Raw genomic sequence first — 15590 nt, 5'->3', positions numbered from 1 at the left:
GAAACTCAGATTTCGGCAAAAGTCAAGGAAAAGAGAATTACATTGATTTAGTTAGTGAAATATTCACTTGGTTATCTATTAATGAAATGCTATGTTGTTTCATTATCAGTTTGTCGTTTCTTTATTACGAAGGAAAAAAATTCATTCAGGGCGTGTAAGTAAGATCGAATCTGCAGAAAGAATCTCCCTTATGGATGCAGATATCATGGTTAACACAGGGGGCTTTCTTTTTTAATGTTCGGAGAGCCATAGTCATCCAAGATGTTATTACCGGGCAGAAATGCTGGTCCGACGGAAAGGAATGTAAATCGATTCTGGCCAGTCCTTTAGTAAAGGAATGAACCGTTATTTCCCCGGTATTGTAATACTTATTCCACAGCGCGGCGGTTTTATTTAATATTGTTTCGAGCGGAATGAATGAGAAGAGAGGTTTTAGGAAGCCCGAAAAATCCCAGGAAGCGGTTTCCAGTCCCATATTGAATATTGCTTCAAGAGGATTTCCGGGGTCGGTTTTGGATATTATCAATTCTCGTAGCAATCTTTGTGTTTCAAAAGGATACCAGCTGCTTTTTTTAACATCTAAAACGGTATCGCGGGCGCCTTCAGGAAGCGTTGCAAATGATTTTAGCGCTTCCTTTTCTCCAATGGAATTTATAAAATATTTTTTGAATTGATAAAGAGTAAGTCCGCGAGTCAGAATGCTACTCCAGGGCTTCGGATATTCCTCCATGCAAGAATAAGAGTACTCGAAGATAACCCTATGTCAACCTCAAGGCTTATTGGATTTTAACGACTTTTGCAGTGCAAGAATAACCAGTAGCATTTAGTTCTATGAAATACACTCCTTTTGCCATTATGTCGCCTTTGGAATCCCTGAAGTTCCATGAAATCGTTCCCTTTGAAGCCAGCATCTTGTGAGTCAGATCATTAAGCATTCTTCCGTCCGCAGAAAAGATCCTCAACTGGGGGTTTGATGAAGTGTTTGCAATTACGTAATGAATCAAAACTTGATTCGAGGCATCCTGCTCCACGAAAAGATTAGTTGCGGCCGAAGGCGCAGCTTCCTCTAAACCTGTAGAAGCAATTGTGAAGTAACTGTCGCTAGAATCCCTGACTTCCAGATAGTCAGTCGGGTCGGAGACGAAGGCTTTTGTAAGATAGCCCGGTTTATTCGGAACAGTCCATGAATAAGCGCCTGTGTTAGGGACAACTCCAATGGTGTCCAGATCACCGGTTGATTCATTCCTGAATTCAAGAAGGACACTGTCTATATCGCTTATCCAATTCCATTTAATATCGTACTTTGAACCAATAACCAGCTGTTCTGAGCCGTTTGGCAACGATAGCTGAACTTCTTTTTCTTCAAGCTTCATTACCCTGAAGTCCGAATTGATGCCGTTATCGTATATACCTGTTAAATAGATGTAATTGGAATTAGTGGTTATGTCGTAAGCTATATCGTCATCGCCGCTGTCGTACCTGCTTGTCCAAACTGAATCGCCGCCGGGATTGTACCTTATTGTAAGGAAGTCGCAATCATTCTGATTCTTTGAATAACCTGTTACATAGATGCGGCTCTTGTAGAACGAGACGCCTTGAGCGCCTTCATCGTTAGGGGTGCTGTAAAACTTCGACCAAATTAAATCTCCGTCGTCATCGATCTTTACGGTATAGAAATCTCCAATATTTGATAGGCTTGCCTTGCCTGTTACATAGATACAGCCGACATTGTCAATGGCTATTCCCTGAGCTTCGTCGTCCTTGCCGCTATCATAAGTTCTGTTCCACTGAAGACTGCCTTGTTTGCTGTACTTGATAACCCTGAAATCATCCGTTGTATTATTCTGAGTGTAGCCTGCAACGTAAACATTATCCTCGTCTATTGTAATCGCATTCGAAACATCGTATCCTAAAACGTTATATGTCCTCGTCCATACTGTATCTCCATCCAACGTATATTTCATGGTCAGGAAGTTTGCATTTGTACCTGTAAGGTCGGATGTGAAGCCTGTAACGTAAAGATTCATCCCGTCAACTGCCGCACCGGTTGCCTGTTCGTTTATGCCTGTGTCGTATCGTCTTGACCACACAGTATCACCATTTGAGCCGTATTTTACTACGAGAAGATCGTTGTTTTCGCCGTTGAACCGATATCCGACTACATAGGCGAAATCCTGCAGGGCGGCTACATCGCACGCTTCGGTAGGACTCGCAGTGAAAGGTTTAATCCATTGATAAATTCCGTTGTCGCTGTATTTTAATGTCTGAGAACTCGAGCTTCCCGAGTCTGCTTTTCCGGCAACATAAATACATCTTTCCTTTGAACTATCTACGGCAATTCCGAAAGGGCAATCATTATTTGCTACGTCTCTTGTTTCGTTCCAGATAATGTTGAGTTTCGCGCCAAACAGAGTGCTAACCCCTAACAGCATTGTAAGAGTTATTACCACTCTCATGATTTTTTCTCCTCTGCTTTTTGTTTTTAAAATTTCCTTTGCCCTTGCAGAAAGACTCCTGCTTTTGGAGTAATTAAGATTGATTCCTAATTAAGTTTAAGTATAAACAAATGGACAAGCTTGTCAAGAGGGGTAAAATCCGTTGAAGTGTAAGTTGCATTTGATTTTGTTCTTAGAAAACAGATAAAAATGTCATTTTCGATAAATTCAGGCTATGTATCCCATGAAAGCAAAAACCTGAGTATTGGCGGCGTGGCGGAAGAGTCAGAACTATAGGAAACTTTAGGATTTTCTACGCCGATGGTTTCAAGCGCTACAATCATCCACGATGTTGTCAATTGATGAAAATATTCATCGCAAGGGAACTCGCGAAGTTCAAGTAATGCAGAACCTTTTTCGAAGTTTGCAACCGTCATTTTGCCTTTGTCGTAGTATTTGCCCCATAGGGCCGCGGATTGCTTCAGAATCGTCTTGATAGGGATGAAGGTGAATAGAGCTTTAAGGAATGTTGAAAGTTCCCATTGAGCGGTAAAATAACCTAATTGATAAGTTACGTCAAGAGGTTCGAGAGCATTCACGTTGGAAATAATCGCTTCCCTCAAGAGGCGTTGGGTTTCAAAAGGATACCACTCGCTCTTCTTCGCACCGACAATCTCTTTTGATTCCCTGGGCGGCAAAGCCGATATCACCTTAAGGGCTTCTTCTTCTCCAAACTTTTCGATAAGATATTTAGTCATAGCAACCAGGGTTATTCCTCTTGTCCGGAGCTCATCCCAGGGTCTACTCATTAGTCATAAGAATATTGATATTATTTAAAGTGTCAAGGAGAATACATTGAACTGCGTGAGTTAAAAAGGCAGGGAATAAGGGGGATGGTTTCTATCGAATGTTTGATTTTCATCCGGAAGCTGTATTGATTCAGAACAGATTGCAGAGAGTTAAAACAGAGATTTTAAACGGTCTCTTTACCTATATACTTATACTTTCACTATCGTAGACAAGAGAGGAAACTTCTTTCAAACGCTGGATTAACATCTCAATAATGTACTTCAGCACGGGATTCGAAGTAAGTATGGTCTGAAAAGACTCCTCGTTTATGACCAAGAGTTCTGTTTCTTCAATGGCCACAGCTGAATGCGGGCGCGGCATATTGTCTATAAGCGCGTTTTCTCCAAAGAAACCTCCTTCGTCGACCGTAGAAAGAAGCGTTTCTCTACCCCAGTTCGTAGCAAAGATTTTAATCCTTCCTTTTCTTACGAAATACATCTCCCTTCCTTTTTCACCCTGTTTGTACACTGCTTCCCCTGGAGCGAGATTCCTCTCGTATGATGATAGTCTGTCCATTTACAACCTCATCTTTTGAGTTATCCCACCCCATACTTATATCTTAACTCCTTAGCAATTTCGTTGCCAGATTGTTGTGTATATATGTTATCATTTTCTTTCACTTAGAAATGGACTAAGCAGATACGCAGGATTTGGACTGTTTGGATTTAATACAATTCCTTGTGATTTTTCGAAAACGTTCTGTACGTTGACATCATGTTTCTTCCGATTAATATGGATAGATATGGACGTTATCACTTCTATCAATGATATGCGTGAATTCTCAGAGAACGCAAGGGCGAAAGGAAAGACCATAGGGTTTGTTCCTACGATGGGTTTCTTGCACGAGGGTCATCTTTCCCTTGTTCGCACAGCCGTAAAGGAGAATGACATCACCGTAGCGAGTATCTTCATTAACCCGGTGCAGTTCGGCCCGTGCGAGGATTTATCGACATATCCCAGGGATTTTGCAAGCGACCGGTATCTTCTGGAAAAGGAAAAAACGGATGTTTTGTTTTATCCGTCCGTGCAGGAGATGTACCCTGAACCCAGTCTGACGCATTTATTCATAAACCGCCTGACTGATGGATTGTGCGGCGCTCAGCGCAAGGGTCATTTTGAGGGTGTTGCTTTAGTGGTGGCCAAGCTTTTTAACATCACGAAACCCAACCGAGCGTACTTCGGAGCCAAGGACTGGCAGCAGCAGGCGGTAATACGCCGGATGGTTAAAGACTTAAACTTCGACATCCATATCGAAGTTTGTCCCATAGTTCGAGAAGAGGACGGGCTTGCCATGAGTTCACGCAACATTTATCTTTCTCAAGATGAACGCACGCGAGCGCTTGTTCTCAACCGGTCTCTTGATGAGGCTGAGAGGATGGTTAAGCAAGGCCAAAGGGATTGTGAAGTCATATTAAAAAAGATATCCGAATTAATCGCCTCCTCTAAACCGGATAGAATCGATTACGTTTCGGCCGTCGACCCCGAGAGTCTCCAAAACGTAAAAAAAATTGACGGACCGGTGCTTTTTGCTCTGGCAGTTAAGTTCGGTAAGGCAAGATTGATTGACAACCGCCTTTGCTCTATTGCTTGAATATGATTCCGACTTATAACATTAAAAGCAGTTGTACGAAATGATTACTTTAACGTGGATTTAGTCAAATAAAAATGAAAAGGGAAGAACTTCTTAGTCCGGAGACACTTGCACGTCTGAGAGGGCTTGATATAAAGGCAAGGCTGGTGGTGGAAGGGTTTCTTGAAGGTCTGCATCATTCTCCTTATAAAGGTTTTTCGGTGGAATTCTCAGAATACAGGTCTTATATACCTGGCGATGAACCTCGCCGCATAGATTGGAAGGTCTATGCAAAACGCGACAGGTATTATGTAAGAGAATACCAGGAGGAGACAAATCTCAGGGCTATGTTCTTGATTGATGCTTCCGCATCGATGGGATATTGCTCCGGAGCCCTTTCCAAGCTTGATTATGCTACGACTCTTGCGGCTGCCCTTTCGTACCTTCTCACCAGACAGAAAGACGCGGTAGGCCTCGCGACTTTCGATACAAAGATAAGAGAGCTTATACCTCCTCGTTCAACCGCCAATCATCTCAAAATGATTCTATCGAGACTTGAGAATCTCAAACCCGGGGGAGAGACGAATATTTCCGAGAGTCTTCATTATCTTGCCGAGCATACCCGTAAGCGAGGCCTCATAATAATACTTTCAGATTTATTTGATGAGCCGGAAAGGATACTTCTTGCGCTACGTCACTTCAGGCATCGCAAGCACGAGGTCATAATCTTCCACATCCTTGACCCGAGGGAAGATAAATTTGATTTTTCAACGCCATTCAGATTCGTGGACATGGAAACAAGGAAAGAGATTGGGCTTGACCCGCGTCTTGTAAGAAAGGAATACGAAAAAGCCCTGAATGCTTACCGCTCGCTCATAAAATCCGCCTGCAACGAGCAGTCAATTGACTATAATCCAATCTTGACCGATCAAAGCCTTGATCATGCCTTGTTTCGATATCTCGAAAAGAGGAGAAGACTCAAATGATCATGTCGAATCCGGGCATGCTTAAAGGTTTTGCTTCCGCGTTATCGGAGGCGTCGTTTTGATTGGTTTCGCTCAACCATGGTTTCTTCTGTTTCTTCCTATTGCTGCGGGTCCTTTGATACTTCACCTGCTCAGCAGAGCGAGACTCAAACAGAAGGAATTCAGCTCTTTATTCTTTCTAAGGCGTATGCATGAGAGTCGTTTCAGGTGGCTCAATCTCCGCGACTGGCTTCTTCTCCTGCTCAGATCGTTGTTTCTTCTTTTTCTGGTGCTGGCCCTTGCAGGTCCTTCCTGGAAAGGCAGCCTGCCGTTTACGGGAAAAAAAGCCGATCTGGTCGTGATTCTGGACGATTCATACTCTACTGCATCCAGATTTAATGACTTAAAACAGACGGCGCTGCGGCTTCTTTCCGAGTTGTCTCCCCAAAGCAGAGCGGCTCTGATTACCTCTTCGGGTTCCTTCTCTGATACAAGCTGGGACGAACCCCGATTCATCAGGGAAAAGATAGAGAAAACGACTGCTTCTTACAGTGGTAGGGATATTAGCTCAGCCTGGTCGAATGCGCAAGAACTAATCAAAGAAAACCCAACCAAGAAAGGAATCATAGCCGTGGTATCTGACGGGCAGGAGCGAGCGCTTGAATTCGTCCGCAAAGTCAAGAATCCCTTGGATTGCGAAGTCATGTTCTTTCTTGATAACCGTCCTTCCCCGGAAAATGCATCGATTACAGGCATGAAACTTGTTCCTGAATATCCTTTGCCTGGAGAGCGGCAGATTATCCAGGTGGAGCTTTCAAGAAACGGCGGAAGAATAGACAATCAAGTTGTTCTTAAGGATGGCGTTGAGACAATAGACCAACTCTTGGTGAATATGGGTAACGGGTCAAAAAAAATTCAATTTGACCTGAAATCTGTGACTGAAAACCTGAAAATTAATCTTGATGCGGACTCAATACCCCAGGATGACGAGTATTATATTCTGCCTAGAAACAACGAGCGGGTCAGAGTAGCTCTGGTTGGTGATGAAAAATCCGACTTTCTCAAGCTAGCCCTAGAGGCAAGCGGTGGGTTCGACGTTGAAAGGATACCGCAAGCTCAGCTTCCAGGGTTGTCTCAAGAAATTTACTCTTTGTTGATATGCGACGGAACCAACGATATATCTGAGGCAATAAAGGAAGCAGCATCATCAGGATTGCCTGTTATCGCCCTTCTTGGCGAGGGGATTAAAGACGTTCCCGGGATATTTGACGTATCCGGGGAAACGGATTTTACGGAGGCGGGTAATGCCTTCGAAGTACTTTCAAACTCCGATCTTTTCTCCCAGATTGATGATAACGATCTCCGAGAGATAAGGATTTGGAATTATAGCAGGGTTAAACCTTCAAAAGGCAGAGTACTGGTATCCTTCAGTTCAGGAGAGCCTTTCATATTCAGGAACAACCCTACAGGAATAATAATCGTTACTACCAGATTCACACCCGAGAATACCAATATTATCTATCGCTCGGTTTTCCCGGCAATGGTATATCGAATTTCCGAGTATGCTTTGAATGATGCCTCTAGCTCCAATCACAACGTAGGTGATACTGTCAAGGTTGTTACTTCGAATGATAATCCTGTTATTGTCGAAACACCATCCGTTCAATACGAATTGAAACCTTTATTCAACGGTAAGAGGTTCGAAGTCGTTTTCCCTTATACCTATGAACCTGGATTCTACCGCATAGCAAATCAACGTTTTACAATCAATCACGACCCTCGCGAATCTTCAACTTCCAGAATCAACCAATACGAAATTGAAAAGAATGGGTACAAGGTGTTTCCGCTATACGCTTCGCTGCCGAGGAATCTTTCTTACCTTCTTTTGATTCTAGCTCTTGCTTCTCTTGTCGTAGAGTTCATCCTTATACTCGTGTAGAAGAATATATTCTTGACAATTCATATCCGCCAACTATGATTGACGAATGGATGGCGATTTCCTCGCACGCATACAAGAACTAATCAAAGAAGGCAAAAATGCCGGGATACGAAATCTTATTGAGCGGCCGCCTCCACATCATTTGGCAAGACTTCCGGAACGTCTGGATAGAAATTCCCTGATTGCCTTTTTTCATCTGATTGATACGGATCAAGCAGCAGATGTGCTTCTTGAGATAGACGACGCGACAAGAAACATCATACTGGGTGAGCTGGAAAACGACAGGATATCGCAGCTTGTCAAAGAGCTTGATTCCGATGATGCAGCCGATATTCTTGCCGATATGGAGCCGGAGGACAGGCAAGCGGTAATATCGAGGCTTCCTGCTGAAGACAGGCGTGACGTTGGAGAGCTGCTTCAATACCCTGAGGTCACCGCAGGCTGGATTATGTCCGTAGACTTTATACAGGCGTATACTTCCCATACAGTCAAACAAGTCATATCAAGGCTCAGGCGTCAAAAAAGAGAGGCCGCTTACGCAAGCATACTTTTTGTGACCGACAGGAAAGGCGGATTCGAAGGCTCCCTCCGAATGGAAAAGCTCTTGTTTAACACTCCTAAAGCTAAGATTAAAGATTTGATGGAACCTTTTCCCGCCAAGGTCTTTGTTCCGGAGGACCAGGAGAGTGTAGCGGCAAAGGCTCAGAAATCTGACATGCCGGCGCTTCCTGTTGTGGACGAACAGGATAAGCTCCGTGGAATAATAACGATAGACAATATCATAGACGTTATCCAGGAAGAGGCTGCCGAGGATATTTATAGATCAGGAGGCGTTGGTAGAGAAACCTCGCTTTTTGAATCGCCAGGCATGTCAGCCATACGCAGGTTTCCATGGCTTTTTGTCAATCTTGTCACGGCTTCTATCGCGGCAGCCGTTGTAGGTTTATTCCAATCGACAATCAAGTCTCTTATTACGGTTTTTCCTCCAATTGTTGCAGGAATAGGCGGGAATGCCGGCACGCAGACCGTAGTGATGGTCGCAAGAAGTCTTGCGCTCGGCGAAATAACAACGGCGGATGCCTGGCGTCTGCTGCGACGGCAGATACTTACTTGTTTGCTTCTTGGTCTCGGGGCAGGCATTCTTGTGGGTGCAGGAGCGTTTCTTTTCAAATTTCCAGTAATCCTCTCACCTCTTGTTTTCCTGGCTCTGACAATGAACATACTTCTTCGAGGATTCATAGGCACTCTCGTTCCAATGCTGCTTCGCCAGTTAAAATTAGATCCTTCTATAGCTTCCGGGATTCTCTTAACGGCTACAACTGATACATTGGGGTTTTTAACGCTTCTTGGACTTGCCGCCCTTGCTTTAAGGTTCTTTCCAGCGTAATGTCTAAAATCACTCGTACCGAAGGTCTGGTTTTGTCTTCAAGACCTTTCAGGGAGTCCTCGAAAATTGCCGTGATATTCACGCGCAAGTCAGGAAGGATTGATGTCCTAGCGCATGGGGCTCGAAGACCGGGGTCCAAGTTCGGAGCAAGCCTTGAACCTGGAACCGAGCTCTCGCTTATTTATTATGAACGCGAAAACAAGAATCTGTTGACGCTGTCTTCTGCAGATATTATTGTATCTCATCAAAAGCTAAGGGAATCCAGGGATAGTCTTAAGCTGCTTTATCGGGTTCTTGGATTCCTTTCCCACATCTCCCATCCGGGAGAGTCTAACTCCGGACTCTACAATCTAACCGTGTCACTTCTTAATGCAATGGATAAAGGAAACAGCATTGGTTATCTATTCGAGTATTACCTTTTACATACCGCATCCACTGTAGGTTATCATCCAGGAATAGACGAAAGGTGCGTTATTTGCGGAAAGAAAACGGAGGGTAAGTTCTCCATTGTGAGCGGTGGTTTTTTGTGCAGCGAGCACTCGAAAGAGGATTCAACACTGTACCTTACGAAACAAGAAAGAATAATGCTTTACGAATTATCGGAATTTTCGGTTGAAAACTTGTCTAAAAAATACAATAGCATCACGCCATTAATTTCAAAGCTGCTACGTCAGTATGCAGTATATCATCTTCACGCAGATCCGAAGCTCGTACTTTAAATTCTACTCGGAATAAGGAACGACCCAGAAATCGAAATCTGCAGGGTAAGTTTCATCCAGGAGCGCATTTTTACTAAAAATCGCTATCACAAGGCTTCCCGGGCCCATTGTCGTTTCTGCTGTCCAGTGTTTGCTTTCGCCGGGTTTAGGGCGAAACCGCACGACGTTATCCGACAAGACAAGACAGACTAATTCGCTGGTATCAGCCGCAGTCCTCAACACTAATGAAAGAGGCGTCCCTTTTAAGATGACTGGCAGGTCTGCAAGTGGAGAGATTGATGCCGTTGAATATAGTGTAGTGTCAAGGGTACTGGTTTTTATGCTGAGGGAGAATATCTGAGTTGTATTGGTGTCCGAACGTTCTTCAGCAAAGGAATAACCTGAGAGGTTCCATCCGTCGTTGTCGGTAAAGAGGGCATACTGACTGCGCTGGCTCGAAAAACTCTTCTCAATCGTCCTCGAACTGTCATTATCAATCGATCGTATCTTTGACTCCATTATCCCGGAATAAGACCGCAGAATGGTCACAATCGAGGAATCACCTATAGTTATTAAGCTGTCGTTTCTTGATGTTTGTTTGAAAACGAAGTTTAGAGAATCCGAAGCAAGAGTGGTCGAAAAATTCATTTCCTCGAGTCTGCAGAGCGAGTCCAGCATTATAGTATCCTGAAATGACGCAACTATCTCAATACCTGCTCTGGGGAGTCGAGTGTTTTCTGAATAGATAATATCTTTAATGGATTCCACTGCCTCGTCCCGGTTAAAGGTTGTGCAACCGGAGAATCCCACTAAAAGGATCGTCATTAAAACCAATAAGATGTTTTTTTGCATGTCCTATGTTACACGAAATTCATAATTGGTCAATCCTTGCGTTATTCTTGACAATATAATTAGCTAGTGTATACTTGTTCCCAATATGAATACCCAAGCTGAATCCCAAGAGCCGCTCGCCCTCCAAGAGGGTGCTGAGCAAGTTCAAGTGCTCGAAAAACAGAAGGGTGAGTCTGGGTTTGTCAAATTCTTCAAGGACATAATACTTGATAACCCCGTGCTCATCTTAATGATCGGTCTTTGTCCTACGCTGGCCACGTCTGGAACCGCTTTCGATGCGGCAGGCATGTCCGCCGCAGTGATGTTTGTTCTCGTACTATCCAACGTGGTTATTTCAATGCTCCGCAAGATTATTCCAAACGAGGTTCGAATTCCAGTATTCATCGTCATCATCTCCACGTTTGTTACGATAATAGACTATGTGATGCAGGCATACCAGCCTGCGTTGTACAGGGTTTTGGGTATTTTCGTACCCTTGATTGTTGTCAACTGCATCATCCTTGGTCGCGCCGAGGCATATGCCTACACGAACGGCGTCTGGGGCTCTTTTCTCGACGGCATAAACAAATCACTCGGTTTTGCCGTGGCTATAGTTCTTATGGGTACGATACGCGAGCTTTTAGGAAAAGGTTCTTGGTTCAAGATGCCGGTCATGCCTCAGGGGTTTCGTGAGAACCCCATCCTATTCTTCGGTCTTGCTCCGGGCGCCTTCTTTGTAATTGGCTTGCTCAAGGCCGGCATAAACAAGATATTTAAAAGGGTAGGCTAGATATGGTACCCAACTCTTTAATTGCAATTCTCATAGGTTCGATATTCGTCAACAACATCGTCCTAATCCGGTTCCTGGGGTTTTGCCCGTTCTTCGGAGTATCCACGAGACTCTCGACAGCCATAGGTATGAGCGGGGGAGTGCTTTTCGTAATGGTGATGTCAACCTGGATCACCTGGGGAATCTACTATTTGGCTCTTGCTCCTCATTCGGTTCTCCTAGGGAGCATTCTTCCGGGCGGCGTGGTGTTTCTGCGAACACTTTCTTTCATTCTCGTCATAGCGGCGCTTGTGCAGCTCCTCGAGATGTTTTTAAAGAAGTACGTGCCGGTTCTCTATTCGGCTCTGGGCATTTATCTTCCCCTTATCACCACGAATTGCACCATTCTCGGTGTGGCATTCATCGTGATTGATAGCAGCTTCAGCTTCATACAGGGTACAGTCTTTGCCCTTGGTACTGGAACAGGCTTCGGTCTTGTAATGATTCTTTTCGCGGCTTTAAGGGAACGACTTGAACTGGCTCCGATATCCAAGTCATTCAAAGGATATCCTATAGCGTTCATCGCGGCTTCGCTGGTTTCACTTGCTTTCTTCGGCTTTGCCAACCTTTTCGGGATTTAAATCATGGTTACTATTCTCTGGATAGCTGCAGCGCTAATGGGTGGTTTAGGTGTGCTTCTTGTGCTTATGCTGATTCTTGCTAACAGGGTTTTTCTCGTTCAGCCCAATCCTCTTGAGGCGAAGGTCCGCTCGGTTCTTCCTGGCGCGAACTGCGGAGGTTGCTCGTATCCTGGTTGTGATGCTTATGCAGCTGCAGTGGCAAAAGGCGACGCGCCTGCGGATGCATGCCCGGTGGGCGGCTCAGGCGTAGCCAAAAAGATAGGTGAGATAATGGGTATCGAAGTTTCCGGAGGCGAACCAAAAGTCGCGTTTCTGCTGTGTCAGGGCGGTTCCGACATCGTTGCGCAGTCTGCAGACTACAAAGGCGTCAGGACCTGCAGAGCCTCCAACCTCATCGGCGGCGGAACAAAGGCATGCTCATACGGCTGTCTCGGATTCGGGGACTGCACGCTTGTCTGTCCCTTTGATGCGATTCATATGGGACCTGAGGGTCTTCCGTTGGTTGACCGCAAAAAATGCACCGGCTGCGGAATCTGCGTAAAGACTTGCCCCAAGAATATCCTCAAGCTCATACCGATATCCAAGGAAGTATACCTGGCTTGCAATTCTCTCGATAAAGGTAAAGCCGTGAGGGATGCTTGCTCTAAAGGATGTCATGCTTGTTCAATATGCGTAAAGATGTGTCCTTATGGTGCGCTTGATATGGTCAACAACCTGCCGGTAATGAATCTCGAAAAGTGCGTCGATTGCGGTATATGCTATCAGAAATGCCCGGTTAAGAGCTCGTACGTCGATTACGCGGCTCCAAGACCCAAGGCGGAGATTGAGCCTTCCAAGTGCGAAGGAAAACATGCCTGTACTCAAGTATGTAAATTCAAGGCTATTGAAGGCGAGGAAGGCCAGATTCACATCGTCTCATCTGAAAAATGCGTTGGATGCGGTGAATGCGTCAAGGCTTGTCCAACAGGCGCCTGTACACAACCGAGTAAGACTCGGGTTCCGGTCGTTTAGTTACGGCTGATATTTTCACTAACAACCTGAATATATTAGAATTGAAAGTCTTACGACCCAAGGATTATCAATCATGAGAGAAGCAGAAGTCTTTCATATACGTAAAAGGTTGATATATTCGTTGTTATGAATAAACTATCTTGTTCTGTTGTATAGAAATCATAAAAATTGGACAAAGGAGTAGTCAATGAGAAATTTAAAAGCTGGTGTTTTAGCGATTATAATGTTTCTTCCTTTGGTCGCTTGTGCGGGTTCTGCAAAGTACAAGGTGACCGGAGACGTAAAACCTCTTCTCGGAGAGTGGGAGGGACCTATACAAATTAAAGGTGCCGAGATAGGCATGCTGGTGAAGTTCTTTACGGAAAATGATACCCTTAAGGCGAGTATTGATATACCCATGCAGGGCGCCTATGGTTTGAAGCTTGAAGGTATTCAATATGACGGTCAGAAGATACATTTTGAACTGCCTACTCAAATAAGCAGAGCTGTTTATGATGGAACCTTAAAAGAAAAGCGAATTGAGGGTGTCTTCAAACAGGGTGCAGCCAATGGAACTTTCTTCCTCGAACCTTCAAAAAAAGAGGCGACACCTCCTCCTCCTTATAAGGAAGAAGAAGTATCCGTAAAGGTCAACGAGCAAGTAACACTTGCAGGAACCCTGTCAATTCCAGATGGGGCTGGTCCGTTCCCTGCCGTACTGATGATAACCGGGAGCGGTTCCCAGGACAGAAACGAAGATGTGTTGGGTTTTAAGGTTTTCAAGGTTATTTCCGACCATCTATCACGTAAGGGCATAGCAGTACTTCGGTGCGACGATCGCGGCGCTGGAAAATCCATCGGAGACCGGACAAAGGCAACAAGCAGGGATTTTTATGACGATGCAGTTGCTCAGTTTGAGTATCTCAAAACGCGCCCTGAGATCGACCCGGAAAATATCGGCATAATCGGTCATTCCGAAGGCGGCATCATTGCTCCCATGGTTGCTTCCGAGCACAGGGATGTTGCGTTCATCGTGATGATGGCCGGACCGGCAGTAAAAGGCGAGGAGCTGCTCAAGGAACAGGCCGCAATGGTTGCAAAGGCGGAGGGCAGAAGCGAAGAGGACATTAAGGAAAACCTTGTGCTTCAGCAGAAAGTGCTTGATGCCATAAAGTCTGGAACCGGTTTCGATGAGCTTAGGGAAGAGATACGCAAGGCCGCGATTAAAGAAGCCAAGGCAATGCCTAAGGAAGAGCGCAGCGCTCTGGGCAACATAAACAAGTATGCCAAGAATGTTGCCGATGCGCAGATGGAGTTCATCAAGAGTCCATGGATGAAGTATTTTGTTGAATACGACCCGCGTCCTACACTCGCCAAGGTTGACTGCCGCGTGCTTGCATTCTTCGGCAAGCTGGATGTGCAGGTTCCTGCTGAATCGCAGTCGAAGGAACTTGAGAAGGTTTTTAAGGATGCAGGCAAGGAGAACTATCTCATAAAGATATGCTGCCAGGCTAACCATCTATTCCAGCCTGCAAAGACAGGTGCTGTTTCCGAATACGCGAAGCTTCCAAAAGAGTTCACGCCTTGCTTCCTACCCACCGTTACCGCCTGGATACTCGAACAGCCCATTCCGGATGAATGCGACCACGCGGAAAAAGAAACGCCCTCTGCGCCCTCCGATTGTCCTTCAAATGAAAAGCCCTCATCCGGCTGCGGCGGCTGTCCGTACGAGAAGCTGCATAACAAGTAATTGCTCCTTTTCGCATAGGCGAAAAGATCGTATTTGAAATTGAGCCGGCGAAAGACGGCCTCAATAGAGCCTCTCTTATTAATTTGGAAAGGAGAGGTATAAAGGCGTTAGAACTTAAGTATATCTCTCGGAATTCCATTCGATTGTGGTGGTTAAAAAAAGCAAAGAAATACGTGTGCTACTCTATCTCGAACCCGTGCAGGTATCTCAATAAAAGCGTCTTGCCGTCCTCAGCGTAGATCTGCGTTCTCACTATCACTAGCTTTGCGTGGCTTGGAATTTCAATCTTGAGCTTTACTTCCTGACCGGGTTTGAGTGTATAGAGCCAGCCGCCAGCCCATGCGCCTTTTTCTATCAACGGGTTCGTGAAGCTCTTGTCTTCGATCAGCGTGTCCAGTAAGAGGTAGGATACATCGAACTTCGCCTTAGGCAGTTTTACTTTTGTCTCGGCAGACGAGAAAAGACTTATAAAACCTATATCCGCCCGTTCATCGGCTTTAGGGTAACGCAACGTAAGCTTGAGTGAGCCCTTGAATACCGTGTCGTCAGCTGCAATACGCACGGAAGGGGAGACGTTAATATCGGTCGAGATTGAATCGGCATTTATACTTATAGCGTAGTTGTCAAGAGTGAACCATGTGTTAACGATTTTACGTTCCTTTCCGCAACCCACCACAAAGACTATCAAAAAAAATGAAATATACTTTATCACTAAGCCTCCTTTGTTAAAGCAAAACTTGGAGAACCCTTTTGTCAATACTTGTGT

15 protein-coding genes are annotated in these 15590 nt (G+C 45.0%); 9 read left to right on the top strand and 6 right to left on the bottom strand.

The features are described from left to right. Nucleotides 1–145: 145 nt before the first annotated feature. The 4 genes from GX441_08165 to GX441_08150 form a co-directional block, all read right to left on the bottom strand. A complete protein-coding gene (locus GX441_08165; GenBank protein ID NLI98616.1) occupies nt 146–730 on the bottom strand; it encodes a hypothetical protein in 585 nt (194 codons plus the stop codon). Nucleotides 731–776: 46 nt separating this feature from the next. Next, on the bottom strand, nt 777–2456 hold the full coding sequence (locus GX441_08160; protein ID NLI98615.1) for a hypothetical protein: 1680 nt from the start codon (nt 2454–2456) through the stop codon (nt 777–779). A 212-nt stretch (nt 2457–2668) separates the two neighbouring features. Next, complete coding sequence (locus GX441_08155; protein NLI98614.1) at nt 2669–3244, bottom strand: hypothetical protein; 576 nt, start codon at nt 3242–3244, stop codon at nt 2669–2671. Between the two features lie 181 nt (nt 3245–3425). Further along, the gene (locus GX441_08150) at nt 3426–3800 is read right to left on the bottom strand and encodes a cyclic nucleotide-binding domain-containing protein (GenBank protein ID NLI98613.1); all 375 of its coding nucleotides are present in this window, start codon (nt 3798–3800) and stop codon (nt 3426–3428) included. 226 nt (nt 3801–4026) lie between these two features. On the opposite strand from GX441_08150, the gene GX441_08145 reads away from it, so the two are divergent. The 5 genes from GX441_08145 to recO all read left to right on the top strand — a co-directional run bounded on the left by GX441_08145 (nt 4027) and on the right by recO (nt 9864). Beyond that, nucleotides 4027–4875: a pantoate--beta-alanine ligase gene (locus tag GX441_08145; GenBank protein ID NLI98612.1), complete on the top strand. Its 849-nt coding sequence runs from the start codon at nt 4027–4029 to the stop codon at nt 4873–4875. 74 nt (nt 4876–4949) lie between these two features. Then, entirely contained in the window at nt 4950–5840 is an 891-nt protein-coding gene (locus GX441_08140) for a DUF58 domain-containing protein (GenBank protein NLI98611.1), read from the top strand. 58 nt (nt 5841–5898) lie between these two features. After that, entirely contained in the window at nt 5899–7758 is a 1860-nt protein-coding gene (locus GX441_08135) for a VWA domain-containing protein (GenBank protein NLI98610.1), read from the top strand. 46 nt (nt 7759–7804) lie between these two features. Continuing rightward, nucleotides 7805–9145, top strand: a complete 1341-nt coding sequence (gene mgtE / locus GX441_08130; GenBank protein NLI98609.1) for a magnesium transporter — start codon at nt 7805–7807, stop codon at nt 9143–9145. Then, nucleotides 9145–9864, top strand: a complete 720-nt coding sequence (gene recO, locus GX441_08125) for a DNA repair protein RecO (protein NLI98608.1) — start codon at nt 9145–9147, stop codon at nt 9862–9864. The genes mgtE and recO overlap by 1 nt, the downstream gene beginning before the upstream one ends. Nucleotides 9865–9867: 3 nt before the next feature. Here recO and GX441_08120 read toward each other — a convergent pair whose 3' ends face one another. Next, nucleotides 9868–10695: a hypothetical protein gene (locus GX441_08120; GenBank protein NLI98607.1), complete on the bottom strand. Its 828-nt coding sequence runs from the start codon at nt 10693–10695 to the stop codon at nt 9868–9870. Nucleotides 10696–10780: 85 nt separating this feature from the next. On the opposite strand from GX441_08120, the gene GX441_08115 reads away from it, so the two are divergent. The 4 genes from GX441_08115 to GX441_08100 all read left to right on the top strand — a co-directional run bounded on the left by GX441_08115 (nt 10781) and on the right by GX441_08100 (nt 14824). Beyond that, nucleotides 10781–11464, top strand: a complete 684-nt coding sequence (locus GX441_08115; GenBank protein ID NLI98606.1) for an electron transport complex subunit E — start codon at nt 10781–10783, stop codon at nt 11462–11464. A gap of 2 nt (nt 11465–11466) precedes the next feature. Next, nucleotides 11467–12084, top strand: coding sequence for an electron transport complex subunit RsxA (locus GX441_08110; protein ID NLI98605.1), 618 nt, complete (start codon nt 11467–11469; stop codon nt 12082–12084). A 3-nt stretch (nt 12085–12087) separates the two neighbouring features. Next, nucleotides 12088–13095 carry an RnfABCDGE type electron transport complex subunit B gene (locus GX441_08105; protein NLI98604.1) on the top strand — a complete coding sequence of 336 codons (1008 nt, stop codon included), beginning with the start codon at nt 12088–12090 and terminating at the stop codon, nt 13093–13095. A gap of 187 nt (nt 13096–13282) precedes the next feature. Continuing rightward, a complete protein-coding gene (locus GX441_08100) occupies nt 13283–14824 on the top strand; it encodes an alpha/beta hydrolase (GenBank protein ID NLI98603.1) in 1542 nt (513 codons plus the stop codon). A 178-nt stretch (nt 14825–15002) separates the two neighbouring features. On the opposite strand, the gene GX441_08095 is transcribed toward GX441_08100, so the two are convergent. Next, complete coding sequence (locus GX441_08095; GenBank protein NLI98602.1) at nt 15003–15536, bottom strand: hypothetical protein; 534 nt, start codon at nt 15534–15536, stop codon at nt 15003–15005. Between the last annotated feature and the right edge of the window lie 54 nt (nt 15537–15590).

The organism is bacterium, assembly GCA_012517375.1.
Classification (GTDB): Bacteria; Hydrothermota; Tepidihabitantia; order B3-TA06; family B3-TA06; genus JAAYVC01.
This window is presented reverse-complemented; position numbering and strand designations above follow the sequence as displayed.

Coding starts and splice junctions, on each gene's coding strand:
- GX441_08165 (NLI98616.1), bottom strand. CDS start 730: ATGGAGGAATATCCGAAGCCCTGGAGTAGCATTCTGACTCGCGGACTT.
- GX441_08160 (NLI98615.1), bottom strand. CDS start 2,456: ATGAGAGTGGTAATAACTCTTACAATGCTGTTAGGGGTTAGCACTCTG.
- GX441_08155 (NLI98614.1), bottom strand. CDS start 3,244: ATGAGTAGACCCTGGGATGAGCTCCGGACAAGAGGAATAACCCTGGTT.
- GX441_08150 (NLI98613.1), bottom strand. CDS start 3,800: ATGGACAGACTATCATCATACGAGAGGAATCTCGCTCCAGGGGAAGCA.
- GX441_08145 (NLI98612.1), top strand. CDS start 4,027: ATGGACGTTATCACTTCTATCAATGATATGCGTGAATTCTCAGAGAAC.
- GX441_08140 (NLI98611.1), top strand. CDS start 4,950: ATGAAAAGGGAAGAACTTCTTAGTCCGGAGACACTTGCACGTCTGAGA.
- mgtE (NLI98609.1), top strand. CDS start 7,805: ATGGATGGCGATTTCCTCGCACGCATACAAGAACTAATCAAAGAAGGC.
- recO (NLI98608.1), top strand. CDS start 9,145: ATGTCTAAAATCACTCGTACCGAAGGTCTGGTTTTGTCTTCAAGACCT.
- GX441_08120 (NLI98607.1), bottom strand. CDS start 10,695: ATGCAAAAAAACATCTTATTGGTTTTAATGACGATCCTTTTAGTGGGA.
- GX441_08115 (NLI98606.1), top strand. CDS start 10,781: ATGAATACCCAAGCTGAATCCCAAGAGCCGCTCGCCCTCCAAGAGGGT.
- GX441_08110 (NLI98605.1), top strand. CDS start 11,467: ATGGTACCCAACTCTTTAATTGCAATTCTCATAGGTTCGATATTCGTC.
- GX441_08105 (NLI98604.1), top strand. CDS start 12,088: ATGGTTACTATTCTCTGGATAGCTGCAGCGCTAATGGGTGGTTTAGGT.
- GX441_08100 (NLI98603.1), top strand. CDS start 13,283: ATGAGAAATTTAAAAGCTGGTGTTTTAGCGATTATAATGTTTCTTCCT.